This window comes from Draconibacterium sediminis (genome assembly GCF_000949475.1).
Taxonomy (GTDB): domain Bacteria; phylum Bacteroidota; class Bacteroidia; order Bacteroidales; family Prolixibacteraceae; genus Draconibacterium; species Draconibacterium sediminis.
Genome location: NZ_JRHC01000001.1, coordinates 1,963,078 through 1,983,787 on the forward strand (window position 1 = coordinate 1,963,078; position 20,710 = coordinate 1,983,787).

At 38.7% G+C, this 20,710-nt stretch carries 10 protein-coding genes; all 10 read left to right on the forward strand.

Annotation, left to right across the window (positions count from 1 at the left end):
* The first annotated feature begins 9 nt into the window (after positions 1-9).
* On the forward strand, positions 10-4,080 hold the full coding sequence (locus tag LH29_RS07750) for a hybrid sensor histidine kinase/response regulator transcription factor (RefSeq protein WP_045027428.1): 4,071 nt from the start codon (positions 10-12) through the stop codon (positions 4,078-4,080).
* Between the two features lie 97 nt (positions 4,081-4,177).
* Complete coding sequence (locus tag LH29_RS07755) at positions 4,178-6,517, forward strand: family 43 glycosylhydrolase (protein WP_157493612.1); 2,340 nt, start codon at positions 4,178-4,180, stop codon at positions 6,515-6,517.
* Between the two features lie 98 nt (positions 6,518-6,615).
* Positions 6,616-9,720 (forward strand): SusC/RagA family TonB-linked outer membrane protein, encoded by a 3,105-nt coding sequence (locus LH29_RS07760; protein WP_045027433.1) that lies wholly within the window; start codon positions 6,616-6,618, stop codon positions 9,718-9,720.
* 22 nt (positions 9,721-9,742) lie between these two features.
* Positions 9,743-11,209, forward strand: coding sequence for a RagB/SusD family nutrient uptake outer membrane protein (locus LH29_RS07765; protein WP_045027436.1), 1,467 nt, complete (start codon positions 9,743-9,745; stop codon positions 11,207-11,209).
* A 113-nt stretch (positions 11,210-11,322) separates the two neighbouring features.
* A complete protein-coding gene (locus LH29_RS07770) occupies positions 11,323-13,491 on the forward strand; it encodes a Sip1-related alpha-galactosidase (protein ID WP_045027438.1) in 2,169 nt (722 codons plus the stop codon).
* 79 nt (positions 13,492-13,570) lie between these two features.
* On the forward strand, positions 13,571-15,637 hold the full coding sequence (locus LH29_RS07775) for an alpha-L-arabinofuranosidase C-terminal domain-containing protein (RefSeq protein WP_052670676.1): 2,067 nt from the start codon (positions 13,571-13,573) through the stop codon (positions 15,635-15,637).
* A gap of 125 nt (positions 15,638-15,762) precedes the next feature.
* Entirely contained in the window at positions 15,763-16,089 is a 327-nt protein-coding gene (locus tag LH29_RS07780) for an alkaline phosphatase family protein (RefSeq protein ID WP_198152371.1), read from the forward strand.
* Between the two features lie 56 nt (positions 16,090-16,145).
* Positions 16,146-17,696 (forward strand): sulfatase family protein, encoded by a 1,551-nt coding sequence (locus LH29_RS07785; RefSeq protein WP_045027441.1) that lies wholly within the window; start codon positions 16,146-16,148, stop codon positions 17,694-17,696.
* 80 nt (positions 17,697-17,776) lie between these two features.
* Positions 17,777-18,547: a RagB/SusD family nutrient uptake outer membrane protein gene (locus tag LH29_RS07790; RefSeq protein ID WP_052670677.1), complete on the forward strand. Its 771-nt coding sequence runs from the start codon at positions 17,777-17,779 to the stop codon at positions 18,545-18,547.
* A 365-nt stretch (positions 18,548-18,912) separates the two neighbouring features.
* Positions 18,913-20,499: a beta-N-acetylhexosaminidase gene (locus tag LH29_RS07795; RefSeq protein ID WP_045027442.1), complete on the forward strand. Its 1,587-nt coding sequence runs from the start codon at positions 18,913-18,915 to the stop codon at positions 20,497-20,499.
* Positions 20,500-20,710: the final 211 nt, after the last annotated feature.

Below are 20,710 nucleotides of genomic sequence, written 5' to 3' on the forward strand. Positions count from 1 at the left end.
TGAGGTAGAATGGGAAGGGGAATCATCTATATTTTAGTCTTATTGCTGTTGAGTATTTCTGCCGGCGCAATTGAAAATCGTTACGTTTTCAAAAAACTTAACAACGAAAATGGGCTGACCTATAATACCGTTCATGATATTGCCCAGGAAGAGTCAGGAATAATCTGGTTTGCGACTAAACAAGGCCTCAATAAATACGACAGCTATAATATTAGTCGTTACTACAAAGAAGACAATGTAGGTATCCCATCCAACTTTTTTACTTCTATTCTGATTACTAAAAATAACCGTTTGTTCGCCGGAACCGACCGGGGGGTGATTGAATACAACCGTCGTTTCGACAAGTTTGAGCAGCTATTATTTAAAGGAAATAGTTTACCGGCGGTAACAACAATATTTGAAACATCTGACGAGGTTGTTTTAATTGGAACTTCCCAAGGAATTTATGCCTATCATCCAAAAACGAATTTCATAATACGGTTCATTTCATTACAAAATGAGAACATAAAATCTATAGCAGAAGGTGATACGAGAACTCTGTATGTAACCACGAACTCAGGAATTTATGTGTTAAATACTGATGGTGTTTTGCTGAAGTATTTTAACACTACCAATACCCCTGAATTACATACCAATTTTATCAATAAGATATATATCAGCAAGGCAGGTAATTACTGGATTGGCACAGAGAATCAGGGGCTGTATTTGTTTGAAAAATCACAAAATAAGTTTAAGAAAGTCCGGCTTGCGAAATCCGAGCAGGATGAAACTACCGTGGTTCGCGATATTGAGGAAGATTCAGAAGGAAATATCTGGATTTGTAGTGAAATTGGGATTTTTATTCTTAATCCATCAACCTTTGAAAGTGTTAACATTCAGCACTCATTGGAGAGTTCGGAATATTTGTTGAACGACAATGCCACCTATTGTGTATTCCGTAGCAAAGAAGATATAATGTGGATAGGGACCTATTTTGGGGGAATAAACTATACCAACTTAAGCAATTTTAAAGGATTTTTCAATCTCTACCCCGGCGATGGCGAGAATGAGTTAAGAGGTAAGGCGGTTAATAAGCTATATAAAGATTCTAACGGGATTTTGTGGATTGCCACGGAGGATGGAGGCGTTTGTACATTTAGTACCGATACCAAGGAGATAATAAAATATTATCAGCATAAAGGAAATGAAGGCCTTAGTTCCAATAATATTCATGCCATTTGTGAAGACAAGAACGGTAATATTTGGTTTGGGCATTTTATGACCGGAATTGACATCTTTGATCCTAAAACAAGTAGGTTCAAGAATATTTCCATTCTTCCTAATGTTAGGTATAGTATTTCTGAAAACTCGGTGTACAGTGTTTATAAAGACTCCAAAAATGATATATGGGTGGGAACTCGGAAGGGCGTATATGTATACGACTACCAAACGGAGAAATTAGTGCCGGTTAAAAAAAATGAACTGGGACAGTTGTTTATTTACAACATTTTGGAGGATAGTAGCGGGAAAGTATGGTTTTGTATCCGGCATGGTGGAATTGCTTGTCTTAACAAAGAATCCGATTCCATCAGTTTTTACAGGGAGGATGAATTTCTTTCAACGAATAAAATCATTGCTATAAACGAAGACAGCAGCGGTAAAATCTGGTTTGGGACGGTTGATGGTGGTGTTAATATTTACAATCCTGAAACCGATTCGTTCAACCATCTTAGCATGGAAAATGGTTTACCAAACAATACTGTTTACGGAATGTTGGAAGATGACAACAGTCATTTGTGGCTAAGTACCAATCAGGGCCTGTCTATGTACAATCCAGAAACCAATTCGTTCAGAAATTATAACCGCAACGATGGGCTGGCACAAATGCAGTTCAACTTTGGTTCGTATTTCAAAGATTTTGATGGTACGCTTTATTTCGGACATGTGAATGGTTTAACCTATTTTAATCCGGCTGAAATTGTAGACAACAAAGTAAAACCACAACTGGTGTTTACCGATTTTAAGCTGGCAAACGAAAGTGTTCGTGTTTCTGAAAGAGGTATTTTAACCAAACCAATTGATCAAACCGATAAAATAGTCCTAAGTTATTCACAGAAAGCATTTTCTATCAATTTTGTTGCGGTAAATCACATCTCGGCCGGAAATAATAAATTCTATTATTACCTGGAAGGTTTTGATGCGGATTGGAATGAAATGGGTAACAAAACCAACGTAAACTATACTAACTTACTGCCGGGTGAATATATCTTTCATTTAAAAGCGGAGAATAACGATGGTATTGAAAGTGCCAATACAAGGAGCCTTGTCATTCGGATCAGCCCGCCAGTTTACCTTTCTACAGGTGCTTTTATCTTTTACTTACTGCTTATTGTTGGAATTTTCCTGATCTATCGCAAAATTACCATCGACAAACAAAAAGAAAAGGCTGCTCTGGACATGGAGCGGATGGAAAAGGAGAAAATTAAGGAGTTGAATCAGCAGCGACTGAATTTCTACACCTATATCTCGCACGAATTTAAAACACCGCTCTCCATAATTATTTCAAGTATCGATCAGATGATCGGGAAAAATGATATTTCTGATGATTTGAAAGTACGCTTTCAAAGGCTAATCAGGAGTTCAAAACGGCTTTCTTTTCTATTTAATCAGTTAATGGATTTTCGAAGAATTGAGACAAAACATGCAAAACTTATTTTGCAGAAAGGAGACATAATCGACTTTCTGCGTGAATCCTGTTTAGTTTTTACTCCACTTTTTGATGAGCATCGTGTGAATTTTGAATTTAAAGCCAATCGTGAAAGCTTTGAATACTGGTTCGATCCTGATAAGATTGAAAAAATTATTGTAAACCTTATTTCTAATGCGTTGAAGCATACGCCGGTTCATGGTAAAATAATTTGTGAAACAATAATTACGGATGATGTAATTCATTATGAACAAGGAAGTTTGAGTATTTGCATTTCGGATAATGGGAAAGGTATTTCGGAAGAGGAACAAGGAAATCTGTTTACACCGTTTTACATGAATTACCAGCATAATGAACAAAGGAGCGGTTCGGGAATCGGGCTTACGCTGGTAAAGAGTTTGGTAGAATACCTGCACGGAACAATAAATGTAAGTTGCAGGCCAAACGAAGGAACCCGATTTAAAATTCAATTGCCGCTGGAGTATAAGGGATTTTCTAATATTAAACTGGAAAATAACACAGAAACAATTAATCGTAATATTGATTTGGAAAGTATTGCAGAAGTGAGTTCAAGACAACTACCTGCGAAAGAAAAAACAAATAGCGATAGAGCGTTTAAACTTTTAATTGTTGAGGATACATTCGACCTGGCAGAAGTGTTAATGGAGCATTACTCGAAAAACTTTGATGTAAAGTGCGCCCAAAACGGGATAGAAGCAATAAAAATTGTAAAGGATGAAGAACCTGATATCATTATTAGCGATGTAATGATGCCCGAAATGAATGGTATTGAATTTTGTGAAAAAATTAAGTCAGACGAAACCACCAGCCATATTGCAGTTATATTACTTACCGCAAGGACCACCCACGAAGATAAGATTGCAGGTTTACAGGCCGGTGCTGAAGCGTACATACGTAAACCTTTCGATCTGAACGAACTGGATTTGCACGTGCGCAATTTTATTGAGATGCGTAAAAAGCTCAAAGAGAAAGTGGTTACCGGCGCACATATTGATCTTGAAAAGCTGAATTTTCAAGATAAAGACAAAGATTTTATAGAGAAAGTTTCAACGATCATAAAAGAGAATATTGAAAGCGAAACCCTGAATACCGAAGAACTGGCCAAACAACTGGGTATGAGTAAAACCCTGGTTTACCTGAAACTTAAGAAACTACTCAACATGTCTGGTTCTGATTATATCCAGTCACTGCGATTTGAAAAAGCAATTGAGTTGATGGCCGATTCCAGCCGCAATATCTCCAACATTGCCTATGAGGTTGGTTTTAACGATCCTAATTATTTTAGCAAAGTATTTAAGAAGGTATACAAAAAAACACCAACTGTCTATCGAAAAGAATTGTTGAAAAATATTAAAAGTATGAATATTACTTGATTAGTGTATTTAGTCTTTCTGATTTTCCCTGTTTTTTAATCCAAATTCCAGACCCGGAAACACATTATTGCCGATTCTTGCATCAAATATTTTACTTATGCAACGAATCAAATTTAGCTTATATCTTTTAATCGTTTTCATTGTTTTTGGAAACGGAACATTAAAAAGCCAAACCTTAAACCCAAAGGTATCGACGATGTTCGAGAGCGCGATCGACAGTATCGAACCTCAGCTACCTGTTGTTTCTCCCTTGTTTAAATACCATTTGCGAGATGTTGCTGTTTGCAAAGCTCCCGGTGGTAAATATTACCTAACCGGAACTACTGACGACAACTGGGGAGTTGCTGAAGGAATCCGGGTTTGGGAATCATCAGATTTAAAAGACTGGCAAATGATAGGCGAAAATGGCTTTGTATGGACCTTTGATAAAGATGCCAGCAACGATGCACAGCGGAAAATAAAGATTGCCAATGGCCGTATGATCCGTGGCATTTGGGCTCCCGAAATTCATTATATCAACAATGATTTCTGGATTACCTATTCGGTTAGTGGAGGTTACGGTTCTGGCTTGCTGAAAAGCACCACCGGAAAACCTGAAGGTCCCTACGAAGATGTTAAAAAAGATGGCGCCATGGTTAAAGGCATCGATGCCACTTTGTTTAAAGATGTTGATGGAACTGTGTGGTACATCTGGGGCCCTGGAAATATGAAAAAGCTTAAGCCCGATATGATGGGATTTGCAGATAATAAACCACCTGTGTTTCCTAAAGATGCCAGAGGTAAGGAAGTGGGGTACGAAGGGGTGAATATGTACTACAAGAATGGTATTTATTACCTGATGGCCGCTGAGTGGAATACTGAAAGTCCTAAAAAGGGCCACGTTTTTGGTAATACTGATGTTAACCGGCGCACTGCCGATGGTCGATATGATTGTATGATCGCCATGTCTAAAAATATTACCGGTCCATATTCTGAAGCTTATATTGCCATTCCGCATGGTGGTCACAACATGATATTTGATGATTTCGACGGAAACACATGGGCAACCATGTTTGGCAATGATGAAGCCGCTGCACAGTGGCGCGAAAATGCAGCACTGGTGCAAATGAAAATGGACGGGCAAAACCGTCTGATACCGGTTATTCCTTATCCTTCAGCGGCAACCGAAGATATGCCTGTACTATTTGTTTCTGAAAATGGAAACAACACCAATGGAAAATCATGGAAGTCGGCTTTTACATCGCTGCAAAATGCTGTTGAAGCAGCAAATCCCGGAACTCAAATTTGGGTAGCTGAAGGCAGTTATGGAAACAACTTAAAGATTGATGGAAAAACAGCACTTTATATTTATGGTGGTTTCAAGGGAGATGAAAAAGTCTTGTCTGAAAGAAATGAACTGACAACAACAAAACTTGATGGAGAAAAGAAAACGGCACATGTACTAACCATTGTAAATTCAGAATACATCAGAATTGATGGCTTAACCATTTCAGGTGGTAAAAACATCGGCGAAACAGCTAAAGGAAATGGTGCCGGAATATGGCTGGAGAATGGAGGCGAATCAGTTCGGTTTGTCAACTGCACTATTTCCGATAATTATGCATCAAAAGACGGTGCCGGAATATATGTAACCAATGGTGCCAGCCCCTTGTTTGTGGGGTGCGATATTGTTAACAACGAGGCGCACAACAACGGAGGTGCAGTGTATGTGAATTGTAATGCCGACAACGGCTATCACACGCGTTTTTACAATTGCAACATCAGCAATAACAAGGCACAGGAAAATGGTGGAATTGCATGGTTTATTACAGACCTAAAACAAACCGGCACACTACGTTTCGTCAATTGTTTACTGGATAACAATTTTACCTTGCTTGAAGGTGGAAATATTGTAATGAACGGTGGCGCAACTTTGTTGATGAGTCATTGCACGGTGGTAAATAACCGAGGCATGTCGAAAGGTGCGGCAATCGTTCAGTTAGGTCGTGTTCCTGCACAAAACCGCATTATCAACTCAATCTTTTCAAATAATTATGGAGCCGCACTTTTTGTCGCAGATGCATATGAGGGAGCTGACCCGACTTCGGCTAATAAATGGCATTGGACAGAGGTACAAAACAATCTTTTTCATAATAACCAGACCTTAAGTCTTTGTCGTTATTCTTACAAAGCAGAAGATTACGATAATGTTACGGAATTAAATGCAGTGGATTGGGCTTCCGGAAATATTGAGGGTGATCCCCAATTCATTGATATAGAAAATAACAACTTTAATATAAAACAAACTTCTTCAGCAATTGGAATAGGGACCTTAAAAAATGCTTTCCCGGTTGACAACAAAGGATGCAAGCGATTTTCTGATTTTGATAATACTGATGCCTCAGTCGATGTAGGATACTTTAATTATTCGAATCAAGTCAGTTTTACTGATAATTAAGGAGGGTGATTCAGATTCCAGTTTTTATGAATCATTCTCAAGAAGAACAAATGTCTAAGAACACAATATTTGTAGAACTAAATTAATAAACAAAATTTATGAACAAGCTTAAATTATTATTTCTAACCTTGTTTTTCCTCCCGTTGACACTATTCGCGCAGAATAGAATTTCGGGTGTGGTAAAGAGCGATGCCGGAGAAGTACTTCCCGGTGTAACAATTGTTGTAGAAGGAACTACACAAGGTACAACTACCAATCTAAATGGTGAATATGCTATTACAGCCCCGGCTGGTGCAAATCTCTCTTATAGTTTTATTGGCTATATTAAACAAATTGTTCCAGTTGATGGAAAGACAACAATAGATGTTGCTCTAAAACAGGATTATGAAGAGTTAGAACAAGTTGTTGTAATTGGTTATGGCTCGGTGAAAAAGAGCGATTTAACAGGGTCGGTTGTTTCCCTAAGTGAAGAAGATTTAAACAAAGGAGTAACAACCAGTGTTGACCAAATGCTTACCGGTCGTGCTCCGGGGGTAAATGTTTATCAAAATAGCTCAGAACCAGGTGGCGGCATGAACATTCAAATTCGTGGGGTTGGTTCTATTAATGCAGGTAACGAACCACTTTATGTCATCGACGGGCTTCCTGTCGATAATTCATCTCCAATTACCGGTTCCGGTGAAGGATTTACAGCTTCACGCAACAATAGGAATCCATTAAATGCATTGAGTCCAAACGATATTCAATCAATTGAGGTATTAAAGGATGCATCAGCAACGGCTATATACGGTTCGCGTGGTGCAAATGGCGTAATTCTTATTACAACAAAAAAAGGTAGTTCGGGCAAGCTAAAAGTTAATTATGATGCCTACTATGGTGTACAAAGTGTGATTAAAACCACAGAAGTAATGACTGCAGATGAATACATGACTACTTTAAATGAACTTTTCGATGCTGGTGCTGTAAATGCCGGTGTTGGCGAAAGAGTAGAAGGTATTGCAGATGGCGGAACAAATTGGCAGGATCAGGTTTTTAGAAGCGCTCCGGTTCAAAGTCATAACCTGTCATTTTCGGGTGGCGATAACAATACCAAATGTTTTGTGTCGTTGGGATATTTCAAACAGGAAGGTGTTGTTATTAGTTCTGCTCTTGAACGTTATTCTGCACGTTTAAATGTTCAGCAGGAAATAAAAGAGAAATTCCGTTTTGGTACAAACTTAAACAGCAGTTATGTTTACGATGATTTTGTTCCGAATGGTATTGTTCCAAACGAAGCTGCTGGTGTTATAAGTACGGCAATTGATTTCGATCCAACTTTGGCAATTATTGATCCTGAAACAGGAAGTTATTCAGTTTCTCCATTTATTACAAAAGACAATCCCTTAGCGGTTGCTTATGGCAAAGATGCCTATTCGCGATCATTCCGTACTTTTGGAACAGCATACGGCGAATATTTTATCCTTCCGGCGCTGTCAGTTAAATTAAACCTTGGGGGGGATATTACTGCTTCTAAACGCGATGTGTTTGTTGATTCAACAACAAAAGAAGGCCAGGATAACAATGGTCTGGGAACTGTATTTTCCGCATTAATGTATAATTACCTGGCAGAAGCTACTGTTAATTACCGAAAAAAGTTTAACGATAAACACAGCATAAATGTAATGGCAGGTGCGACCACACAGAAATTCTTTATTGAACGGTTTAGTGCAAGTTCGAAGGGTTTTATCTCAGAAACTACCGGAACAAATAGCTTGCAGTCAGGAACACAAGCCACTTTCGATATAAATACAAGTAAAATTCCGAATACTTTGTTGTCGTATCTTGGACGCGCTAATTATAACTACAACGACAAAGTTTTGTTAACTGCAACAATACGGGCTGATGGTTCTTCTCGTTTTGGTGAAAACAATAAATTTGCTTATTTCCCATCCACAGCGGTAGCCTGGAAACTTGGGAATGAAGATTTTATTAAAGATCTGAATACCTTTAGTACATTGAAACTAAGAGCTGGTTGGGGACGGACAGGTAATCAGGAAATCGGAAACTTCAGATCGTTAACCACTTTTAGGACTGGTAATACACCAATGATTTATGGCGATTCGCAATATGTAGTTATGGAGCCATCTCGAATGGCAAATCCCGATTTAAAATGGGAAACAACAACCCAAACAAACATTGGTATTGATGCAGGTATTTTAGATGGAAGAATTTCAGCTTCGTTCGACTATTTCACTAGAAATACAACTGACCTGTTGCTGGCACTTCCAGTTCCGTCGCAAACGGGTTTTGCCACTAAACTATCTAATGTAGGAGAAATCACCAATAAAGGTTGGGAAGTAAATATCGATTCCAGAAACTTTGTAGGAAACAAGTTTACATGGAGTACCAACCTGAATTTTTCATCGGTTAAAAATGAGGTTATCGACCTGGGTGAAATTGATTACATAACCATGGGAGACCTACAGTTTACTAACGATATTTCAATAATCAGGCCTGGTGATGTAATGAATAGTTATTATGGGATTGAAGTCGAAGGTGTTTGGCAGGAAGGAGACGATTTTACGAATGCTCCTGCAGGAGTTCAGCCGGGCGACTGGAAATATAAAGATCAGTTAACAGTTGATAGCGACGGTGATGGAGTAGCTGATGCTACAGATGGTAAAATTACTGCAGATGACCGCGTAGTATTAGGCGATCCATTACCTGATTTTACATGGGGAATGACCAATGACATTACTTTTGGCCCTTTATCATTAACATTTAACATACAGGGAGTACATGGCGTACAATTATTAAACAACCAATTGGCCGAAAGCTTGTATCCAATTAATTTTCGACGAAACAAACTTGCTGATCCTTATCTAAATCGATGGACACCGGATAATCCAACCAATGAATGGGCTTCGTTTATCAATCCTGCATCCCAGGGTACATATAAAGTTAATTCAAAAACAGTGGAAGATGCCGGTTATGTGCGCTTGCAAAATGTTACACTGGGTTACGATCTTCCCGTTCAAAAAAGCACTGTCTTTAGCTCGTTTAATGTTTATGTTTCTGCAACCAACCTATTCACTATTACTAATTATAGTGGTATCGACCCGGGAGCAAATGTTAACGGAACAAGTGCTGCTGCCGTAAGGATTGATTATAACGCATATCCTTTGGCAAGAACTTATACTCTGGGTGTTAATGTAGGTTTTTAATTTCAACTAAAACAATAATATAATGAAACGAATAAATATAATATTAATAATACTTGGTTTAGCTTTTGCTTTTATAGCTTGCGAAGATTATTTAAAAGAGAATCCTCCCGGGGAGTTGGCTCCTGAAAGTTTTTTGGCCACCCAGGAGGGAGTGGAAGCTGTGTTGAATAGTGCATACGTACAGTATAAATTTAATTACTCTCAACACAATTTATTAACCCAAAGTTTCGAATATCCGGGCGATATTATGTACGAAACAGGTGGAGGGATGAATATTAATTTTGTACGTATGGCTAATTTTCAATGGACTTCATCGTCTTCTGATGCGAATGCGGTTTGGAATACAAAATACGAGTCGATTAGAGATGCAAATATTGTTATCGATAATATCGATAATATTGAGGATGAAAATATAAGAGCTGCTCTATTGGCAGAAGCCAGGTATATTCGTGCGGTAGGCTATGTTTATCTGTACGATCACTTTGGACCAGTACCTTTGCGCAATTCGGCACTTGACGCACCAGATTTACCGCGAGCTACAGAGGAGGAATTTCAAAGTTTTGTAATTTCTGAATTGGAAGCTTCCGCTACAGGACTTCCGAATCCTGGAACTGAAGTTTACGGAAAGGGAACCAAAGGGGCTGCTTTAGCATTTCTTACCCGCTTTTATATGACCATTAAAGACTGGCAAAAAGGTGCTGAAACAGCAAAAAGAGTAATGGATTTGGGGTATTATGAATTATTTCCGTCGTACCACGATTTATTTAAGGTAGAAAATGAACACGATAAAAATCCAAATAATAAAGAAATGATCGCTGTATCGGTTTGTACACATACCCATCCATATGGTAATAAAATACCTACAGTTGCATTACCTCCTGGTTTTTGGTACACCGATGAAATCCCTGAATTTAAAGCTGAAGGCATTGCCAATTGGGCCGCCAACTTCCGTTTTTACGACTGGTTTATTGAAACATTTGATAAAGAAAAAGACGACAGGTTTAGTTTAATTTTCGGATCGTATGTTAATAATAAAGGCGTTGTAGTTGATTTAACTACTCAGGCTCACAATTACCGTACGTTGAAATATTTTGACAATATGGCCGAAGGTGCAACTCATGGAGCAGATTTTCCGATGTTCCGTTATGCTGATGTGTTAATGCTTCGTGCTGAGGCGCTTAATGAAATGAACGGCCCCAATGCAGAAAGTATCAGCTTAATTAACCAGGTGAGATCAAGATCTGGTGTAGATTCAATAGATGCAGCCGACTTTACCAAAGAATCATTACGTGATTTCATTTTGGAAGAAAGGGGACGCGAATTTTATTATGAAGCTCTACGTCGCTCAGACTTGATTCGTCATGGTAAATTAATTGAAAGGGCAAAGGAAAGAGGGATTGCCAATGCGGCCGACTACCACAACAGGTACCCAATTCCACAGGCTGAAATGGATGCAAATCCGAATATGGAACAAAATCCTGGATATTAGTTTTAAGGTTAATTAGCTCACATAGGTTTAAGTTAGTAGTTAGTAAAATTAGGGCTGTTGGAGCGTTTCCACAGCCCTCTTTTAACGTTTGCTTAGTAAAGGATTATAAAAAAATGAAAAAACTATTTTTAAAACAGGCGTTTATCTTATTTGTAGCCATAAATTTAATTTTAAGTCTGCTTGGATGCTCCAACCTGGCCAAAGAAAAAGAAACAAAAATATTAACTGATAAAGGTTCAGTCATTCACGCAGATTTAGCGGAGGGCACTGGTGTAGTTGTTCTGGAAGATTTTGCGGCTGCTCCCATAAATGGAAATTTAAAAACCTTAAGCACAATTCTCCCGCAATACGAATCGCTTGTGTATTTTAGTACAGACGGACGGGAGAGAATGCTGGATGCAGCAAACCGCATTTTCCCTTGGGCAGCAAACAATCTAAAAACAATTGTAAGCGATGGTTTTAAGCCTGATCCAAAAGCTGATGTGCCTTCGAGAAATGGATTGCTGGCACTGTTTAAACTAAAAGACGGCAATTATTTGGTTTTACAGGGGATTGCAAGCCCAATGGCATACGCACACTTAAGAATAAATGATAATGGGGATTTATCCGTAATACTTACGAATTTTGGTGTTGATCCGGTGGCTGGAGACATCCCAATACTGGCATGGGCAAAAGATAAAGACATTTATAAGGCATTTCAGGGAGCATGGCAGAGTGCAATTAATACAGCTGCTTTGAAAGAAAGGACTGCAATGCGTTACGAGAAAGAGTATCCCGAAATATTCAAATACCTCGGTTGGTGTAGCTGGGAACAGTATCGCCGTAAAATTTCCAGTGATTTAATGGTCGATGCCATGAATAAAATAGAAAAAAACCCTTTGCCTATTCGTTGGGTTATGGTTGATGACGGGCATCAACACCAAACAGGTTTTACCATGGGCGACAGCCGCATGTTATCTTTCGGAGCACACCCGGAGAGTTTTCCCAGCGGATTTAAGCCTTTGATGGACCTAAAATCTGACAAAATAAAATGGATGGGAATCTGGCATGCCATGAACGGACAATGGCAGGGATTAAACCCTGAGCATGAAATGAAGGAACTAGCCCCTTATATGATCAGGGTTTCAAAGAAATACAAAGGTGAACCAATGGATGTAATGATGCCAAAGGGTGACTCTGTTTCTTCCTGGATGTTTTATAAAGGACTTGTTGGATCGAGTAAAGATCATGGGTTTGATTTTGTTAAGATTGATAACCAAAACCGTCAAATGGCTTTTTATAAAGGGCTTGGAAATCCGGTAAAAACTGTTTCTCAACATGCACAATCCCTGGAACGAGCGGCGCACGAATTGTCTGGCGGTTTAATCAACTGCTTTTGTGCCGACTTATTAAGCCTGATGAACACCAAATACAGCGCTGTTTCGCGTGTAAGTGTAGATTATTTATTAAATAATGAGGAGAAAGCAAAGTCGCATTTGTTTCAGTCTTACCAAAATACACTTTGGATGGGACAAGCCATTTGGCCCGACCACGATATGTTTCATTCGAGTGATAAATTTGCAGGTCGGATGATGGCGGTAAGCAAAGCCATGTCGGGTGCCCCCATTTACCTTTCAGATGCACCGGATGATTTTCTTAATGAGATGGTTACCCCATTATGTTACAGCGATGGCCGCTTATTGCGTCCCCTGGCACCTGCAGTGCCTTTGCCCGAGTCGGCCACTATTTCGGCATTGAGTGAACCAAAGGCATACCGGGTGGTAGCACCATTGCCACATGGAGCAGCTGCATTTGTGGTTTACAACCTGGCTCATCCGACACCTGCTGAAAGTATCAAAACCCAAATATCTGCAGAAGACTACACGTATGCAGGTTCATTTATACAGCCTGCTGTTGATCAATGGAAAGTGCCAGAAGAAGGTTTGGTTTACTATGATTGGTACGAAGGTAAAGGTGGAATTTTGAATGAAAAATATGAAATCGAACTGAACGGTTTTTCCGACCGATTTGTTCAGCTTACACCGATTGTAAACGGTTGGTCAGTTATTGGTAGCACCGACAAATATTTATCTGCTGCAGCTGTCGAGACCATTGACTATTCTGAGAATGAAGTAAAATTGAAATTAATAGAGTCGGGCTCGATTATAGTATTCAACAGGAATAAAATAAACTGTGCAGCAGCCCAAAAAATTGAAGATCTGGGAAATAATTTATGGAAAATTATGCTTCAATCGGGTACGAAGGAGGTTGAAATTTCCATAATTGCAATCGATAATCAGTAATGAATGGATTAGAAAGGATAATATCTGTTTTTTGAAAGATAAAATATTTATAAGGTTGAACAACCTAAAATTAGTAGTAATGAAACCAATATACCTAATCTCGATCTTTATTTTATTTCTTCTACATGTATGTGTCAAAAGGCATGCGCAGTCAAAAATTGATAAAAATATCCTCCAGATTGATTTGGCCAATCCCAAAAAAATAACTCCAATTAAATACGGCTGGCATTACGAAGAAATCGGTATGATTGGCGATGGAGGATTGTATGCTGAAATGGTTCGCAATCGTGCTTTTGAAGAAGCCAATCCTCCAAAAGGAATGGACATTGAAAACGGATTTTATGCCAACGTTCCAAATCCAACTGAAAATCCACGGAAAAAAGCTTACACAATAGATCCGCTAATTGGCTGGGAGAAATTTCCAAAAACCAATAGTAATATTGAATTACGAATAGTTGATAAAGAACCTCTTAATGAATTGAGCCCTCATTCTTTACAAATCGGACTAAACGGAGATACACACGGAACTTCCGGGTTTGTGAATAATGGTTTTTTTGGAATGTACTTTAGACAAGGCAATTTATATAAGCTTTCATTTTATTCGAGAGGCGAGGATTTTAAAGGAAGTATGAATGTTTTTTTGTGCGATTCAACAGGAAGGAAGATTTCGAACGTATTTGAAATTAATAACTTATCCGCTGATTGGGATAATTACTCTGTAGTTTTCGAAGCAGAAGAAACCACCGACAAAGGAATGTTGTTTTTTCAGACAAAAGGAGCCGGAAAAGTGTTTCTTGATGTGGTCTCCTTGTTTCCCGGCGATACCTGGGATGACGGCAAATCAGTATTTCGTGCTGATATCATGAGGAACTTAATTGATTATGCACCCGATTTTTTGCGCTTTCCCGGAGGTTGTTTGGTGCACGGTGTGAATGTGGAGACCATGTATCATTGGAAAGAAACCATTGGTGATATTGCCGAACGACCGGGGGCATGGTCAAAATGGTCACCAAATTACCGCACAGATGGACTTGGTTACCACGAATTTTACGAATTATGCGAATACCTCAATTGTGATGCAATGTATGTTACCCCATCTGGGTTAGTTTGTACCGGTTGGGTATTCGAAGCAGAAGAAAGGGATCATTACCACCATCCGGATGTGGATGTGCAGGAGTATATTAAGGATGCTTTGGATGCCATTGAGTATGCTATTGGTCCGATTGATTCACAGTGGGGTAGTAAACGCGCAGAAAATGGTCATCCCAAGCCATTTCCATTAAAATATATTTCAATTGGGAATGAAGATTTTGGACCAACCTATTATCGTAATTACGATGCCTTTTATCGCGCAATAAAATCTAAGTACCCAAATTTAAATATCATTGCAAACAGTATAATTGGCAACACACCCGATCGTACTGAAAAACGTGAAAGACTCGTCGATTTCAAAGATATTACAACGATTGATATTTTTGACGAACATTATTATAAAGATGTACCCTGGGTAATTCAGAATTATTACAAGTTTGACACCTATAAAAGACCTGGCCCTGATTTGTTTATAGGCGAACTCGGCATAAGAGGCGAACATCCTTTTGATATACTTGGTGAAGCAGTTTTCATGATGGCAATGGAACGTAACGCCGATTTGAATCCGATGATGGCTGATCGTCCGTTGATGCGTAATTGGGATTTTGTAAAGGGTAATGGTAATCCGCTGTTTTTTCATACAAATTCAAAAAGTTTTAAAACTTTCAATTATTATATGTCCAAGTTGTTTAGAGATAATAAGATCGAGATTTGGTATGCTTCAGCTAATCTGTTTGGGGAAAATGAAAAGAAATTAGATGCCAATTACCTCTTTTCATCGGCAGGATATGATTCTGAGACAAACGAAGTAGTTATTAAAGTTGTAAACTTTCAAGACAAGATTGTTTTAACAAAACTTAAGATTGGAAATGAAGCCAAAATCGTTAATGCACAAATAACAACTCTAAGCAGCAACAGGACCATGAAGCATACACTGCAACGCCCTTATGCCGAAGTTCCGCATGCCCATGCAATGAAACTAAATCTGCAAGGCGAATATGAATTTGAACCCAAATCCCTTACCGTATTCCGAATAGAGCAAGATGAAAAATAAAGAAACAGTTGGTTATATTATTCTCCAATGTTTCTTTCTTTTTGTTCATTATCAATACTGTTTGAATAATTTAACCAAGAAAAATACGTAGTGGTGCTATCCATCTTCCATTAATTTTTATGAAAGTGGCAGGCACAAAACCGGACAATAATGTTAAGAATGTTGGAGAACGCATGTATGCAGCAATATCCGGTGTAAAACAGGTAAAAAGAAGTAAGTTGCTCTTTTGGATCCGTTCTGCTTATCGACGCGGTGATAATGGAAATAATTCGCCGGATTTGGGAATGCCAAAAAGAGATTATAAAATGATGATCGATTCTGATGGTTCGCATATTCAACTTTACAATGATGAAAAGGACATGGGGAAATCTCAAAATTTGAAGGACACAGAACCTGACAAAACCGCGGAATTAATGAATGAATTGGAGGACTGTTGCCAATCATCCTCTTGATATAGATTTTAAAAAGTTTAGCAACTTAAATTAGTAACGGTTAAAAATAGCGAATAATGAAATGGTTAGTGTATTTTTTATTTTTTGTAATGTTTACAGGAATAACTAGCTCCTGTCAATTCGAAAAGAAACAATTATCAGAGGAATCGAGAAGCCCGAATATAGTGATCATTTACCTGGATGATTTGGGCTATGGCGATGTAAGTGCCTATGGTGCTACAGAAATTCAAACACCAAACATTGATCGTTTGGCAAAAGGAGGCGTAATGTTTACTGATGGACATGCATCATCGGCAACTTGTACACCGAGTCGTTATGCCCTGTTAACCGGAGTTTATCCGTGGCGAAATAAGGATGCCAAAATTTTGCCGGGCACTGCACCGCTGATTATTGATACCGCACAGGTTACCATTCCTAAAATGTTAAAAGAGCAGGGGTATTATACCGGAGTGGTTGGAAAATGGCACCTTGGCTTAGGTAGCGGTTATGTAAACTGGAACGAACATGTTTCGCCGGGGCCAAATGAAGTGGGTTTCGACTATTCGTACATTATGGCTGCCACGCAAGACCGCGTACCAACAGTTTATCTTAAAGACGGCTTGGTGGAAGGCCTTGATCCGAACGATCCGATAGAAGTGGACTACAGTAAGAATTTTGAAGGCGAGCCAACCGGCAAGGACAATCCTGAAATGCTGACCATGAAATGGCATCACGGGCATAACAATTCAGTCGTTAATGGTATTCCGCGAATTGGCTTTATGAAAGGTGGCGAGAAAGCTAAATGGAGCGATGTGGATATGGCCGACCATTTTCTTGCAAAAGCTCAGAACTACGTAAAACATCACAAAAACGAGCCATTCTTTTTGTATTATGCCCTGCAGCAACCTCACGTTCCGCGTACACCACATCCGCGATTTGTTGGCAGTACCGACCTTGGACCGCGTGGCGATGTGATTGTTGAAGCCGACTGGTGTATAGGTGAGTTTTTAAAAACACTGGAAGAAGAGGGAATTCTTGAAAATACACTGATCATTCTCTCGAGCGATAATGGCCCGGTACTTAACGATGGCTATTACGATGATGCCGTTGAGCGAATTGGCAACCACGACCAAAACGGAGGCCTGCGAGGAGGAAAGTACAGTTTGTTTGAAGCCGGTACCCGCGTACCGTTTATTACTTATTGGAAAGGACAGATAGAGCCTAAAAAATCGGATGCCTTGGTTTGTCAAATTGATTTTCTGGCTTCTCTGGCTAAGATGACAGGTAAGGAAGTTAATTTCACCGATAGTGAAGAATTATTGGATGTATTTATGGGGAAATCGGATGAAGGAAGGAAAGAATTGGTCTTGGAAGCCTCAACAAGAACTGCATATCGTCAGGGAAGCTGGTTAATGATTCCACCTTACAATGGACCGGCGGTTGCAGCGCAGGTTAATATCGAATTGGGAAATTCTCTAGAATATCAGGTTTATAATCTGAATGATGATTTTGGGCAGAGGGAAAACCTGGCTGAACGCAACCTAGAAAAATTAAATGCGATGATTGCGGATTATGAAGAAGTTATGGGAACACACAAAAAGGAGGTAGAAGCTTTGGAATTGCAATAGAAGAACTGCTGGATTCAGATGGTTATCCTGTAAAAGATGAATCAAAGTATGACCTTGCAGCGAAAAAAGCAAAAGAAGTTATGGATAATGCAGATGTTTATGGCTATCGTCTTTTAGTTGATTTTGCCGATTTATGGACACCCGAGCAATTTAATGATGAGATTGTTTTTGGATTGGTTTATGATAGGGGAATATCTCCCTGGACCTGGGAAAATGGAAATATGTGGGCTCCATTGGCCTGTAAGCCTGAAGAAGAAGGTGGTTGGGATGATTATTTTGCCGAAATTAATTTCTTCAATAAATTTACCGAAGGTTCACGAAAGGATGCTACATTCCAAACAATTATTAAACCGGATGCGGAAACAACTTGGCACTGGACTGAAGGAGTTCAAAAACATCCTTATTATAAAAAAATGCAGCAAATTGAAGGTTACGATCCTGAAAAACCTTGGGAGTACATTGATTGGTGGTCAAGCCGTACCAATATTGTTATCAGGTATGCCGAAGTATTGTTGATTTATGGCGAAGCGCATGCCATGGCTTCCAGTCCTGATCAATCAGCCTACGATGCTTTAAATGCAGTTCGCATCAGGGCAGGATTGTCAGAAATGACACCAGGTCTTTCCAATGAAGCCTTTAGAGATTCGGTAGTAATGGAACGTGCATGGGAATTTGCTGGGGCAGAAATAAATCCAGCCAGATGGTATGACCTTGTACGTTTAGAAAGAGTAGAAGAAGCAGCTCAGGATAGGCATGAGTCAGAACTTCCAATTCTGAACCCTCCAACAAAGAAGGATTATTTTGCTCCAATAGCAATTAGCGAAATACTGATTAATCCCAACCTGGAGTAATAGTTGTTGCCATAATAAATTATAGGTAATGGATTAATTTTCAAATTTATATATTTAGTTTGGTTAGTTAGATTCGAAGGGAGGTAGTGTTATACTGCCTTCCTTCTTTAAATCTTACAGAGGTAGAATTGCATTTAATTGAAACCGAAAACCAATAAAATTCTCTGTAAAAATATGTTTTACTCTTTTTATAATTATTATTGTATGTACACGACTAAATATTTTAAAAATATTCCAAAGAATTTACCTTTATGCTAAAATATTTATTTAGTAAAAGTATATTCCATGTTTTCTGATTATTCCTTATTGCAGTATTTCTGAAACAATTACTCTAAACAATAGAAAAACCATTTACAAATTTTTATATGAACAACAACTTAAGATTACTGATTATTGCGTTAGTAGCCGGTTTTATGGCATCGTGTACAACATACGAATGTCCGGATCAACCCGTTGAGATTATTCCCTATCCAAATCAATTACAGGTAGGTGATGGTTGTGTTAACTTGGCAAAAGGTTTTCAGGTTATTGGAGAAACAACTCATGCTGCATACCTTAGCTCTGAATTAAGTAAACATGGAATTGAGGCCGGTAAAGGGGTAAAAATACTTTTTAAAGTGGCTGAAAATCCTAATAATCTGGGTGAAGAAGGTTATCGGTTATCTGCAAAGAAAAAAACAATTACAATTGAGGCCAACGGCATCAAAGGGCAATTCTATGGTATTCAAACTCTGCTTCAGATGGTAAATGGAGCAACTGTTGCTGCCGTTGAAATTGAAGATGTACCTGCCTTTGGATGGCGTGCATACATGCTTGATGAATCGCGTTATTTTCATGGCGAAACATTTGTCAAACAAGTGCTCGATCAAATGGCATACTTAAAGATGAATGTCTTTCACTGGCACCTGATTGACGATGCCGGATGGCGAATTGAAATAAAGAAGTATCCTTTGCTTACCGAAGTTGGTGGTTCTCGGGCAGATTCTGAGATAGAAACTTGGAAAAGTGGTAAAACAGCGGGTGTTCCGCACTCCGGCTTTTATACACAGGATCAAATTAAATCGATTGTAAAATATGCTGCCGAAAGGAACATTACTATTATGCCGGAATTCGAAATGCCGGGCCATTCAAGTGCAGCAATAGCGGCATATACCTGGTTAGGTACAGCAGGTAAAGATATTGATGTTCCGATTAAATTTGGCCGTCATTACGATAATTACGATGTTACAAAACCTGAGGTTGAGCAATTTGTGAAGGATGTTTTAAACGAATTGTTTGAATTGTTTCCTTCAAATTTTATTCATATTGGTGGTGATGAAGTTGGCTACAAATCATGGGAAGATGCTAAACATGTGCAGCAATACATGAAAGAGAACGGAATCAATACCCCGGCAGATTTACAAATTGCCTTTACTAATAAGATATCAAAATTCGTCGAGAGTAAGGGGAGACGCATGATGGGTTGGAATGAAATTGTGGGAATCAATATTCATAAAGATTTTGAAGAGAAAAAGGTTGATAAGGAGGCTGAAACAGAATTGGCTAAAAATGTAGTTGTTCACTTCTGGAAAGGCGATATTAAATTGATTACCGACGTTGCTCAAAGAGGTTATAGCATTGTTAACTCATTACATTCTAGCACGTATTTGGACTATGATTACAAAAGGCTTGATCTAAAAAAAGCATATGAATTTTATCCAATTCCTGAAGATTTGGATAAAGAATACCATAAAAACATAGTTGGCTTAGGATGCCAGATGTGGAGTGAGTGGACTCCAACAAATAAGGATGTTGAACGTCAGACCTTTCCCCGGATTGCTGCCTATGCCGAGACAGGTTGGACGAAAAAAGACAATAAAGATTATACCAGGTTCCGCAAATCGATGGATAACTTAATCCTTGTATGGGATGGATTAAACATTAGTTACGGTCCATTGGACACAAAAAAATAGTCTACAACAGGTTATACAAATATGGAAATCATAGATGATATTCGAAAAATGTGATATATTGGGGGAAACACTCAGGCTAACCAAAATATTTCTTTCCTTAAAGAAACAAATGGGGTAACGGAATTAAACTGTGCTGAACAGCGAAGATAACCTGTTCCCTATATCAAACGATTGATTTCAATAAAGCGCACAAGATAATTTTGGCATTCTC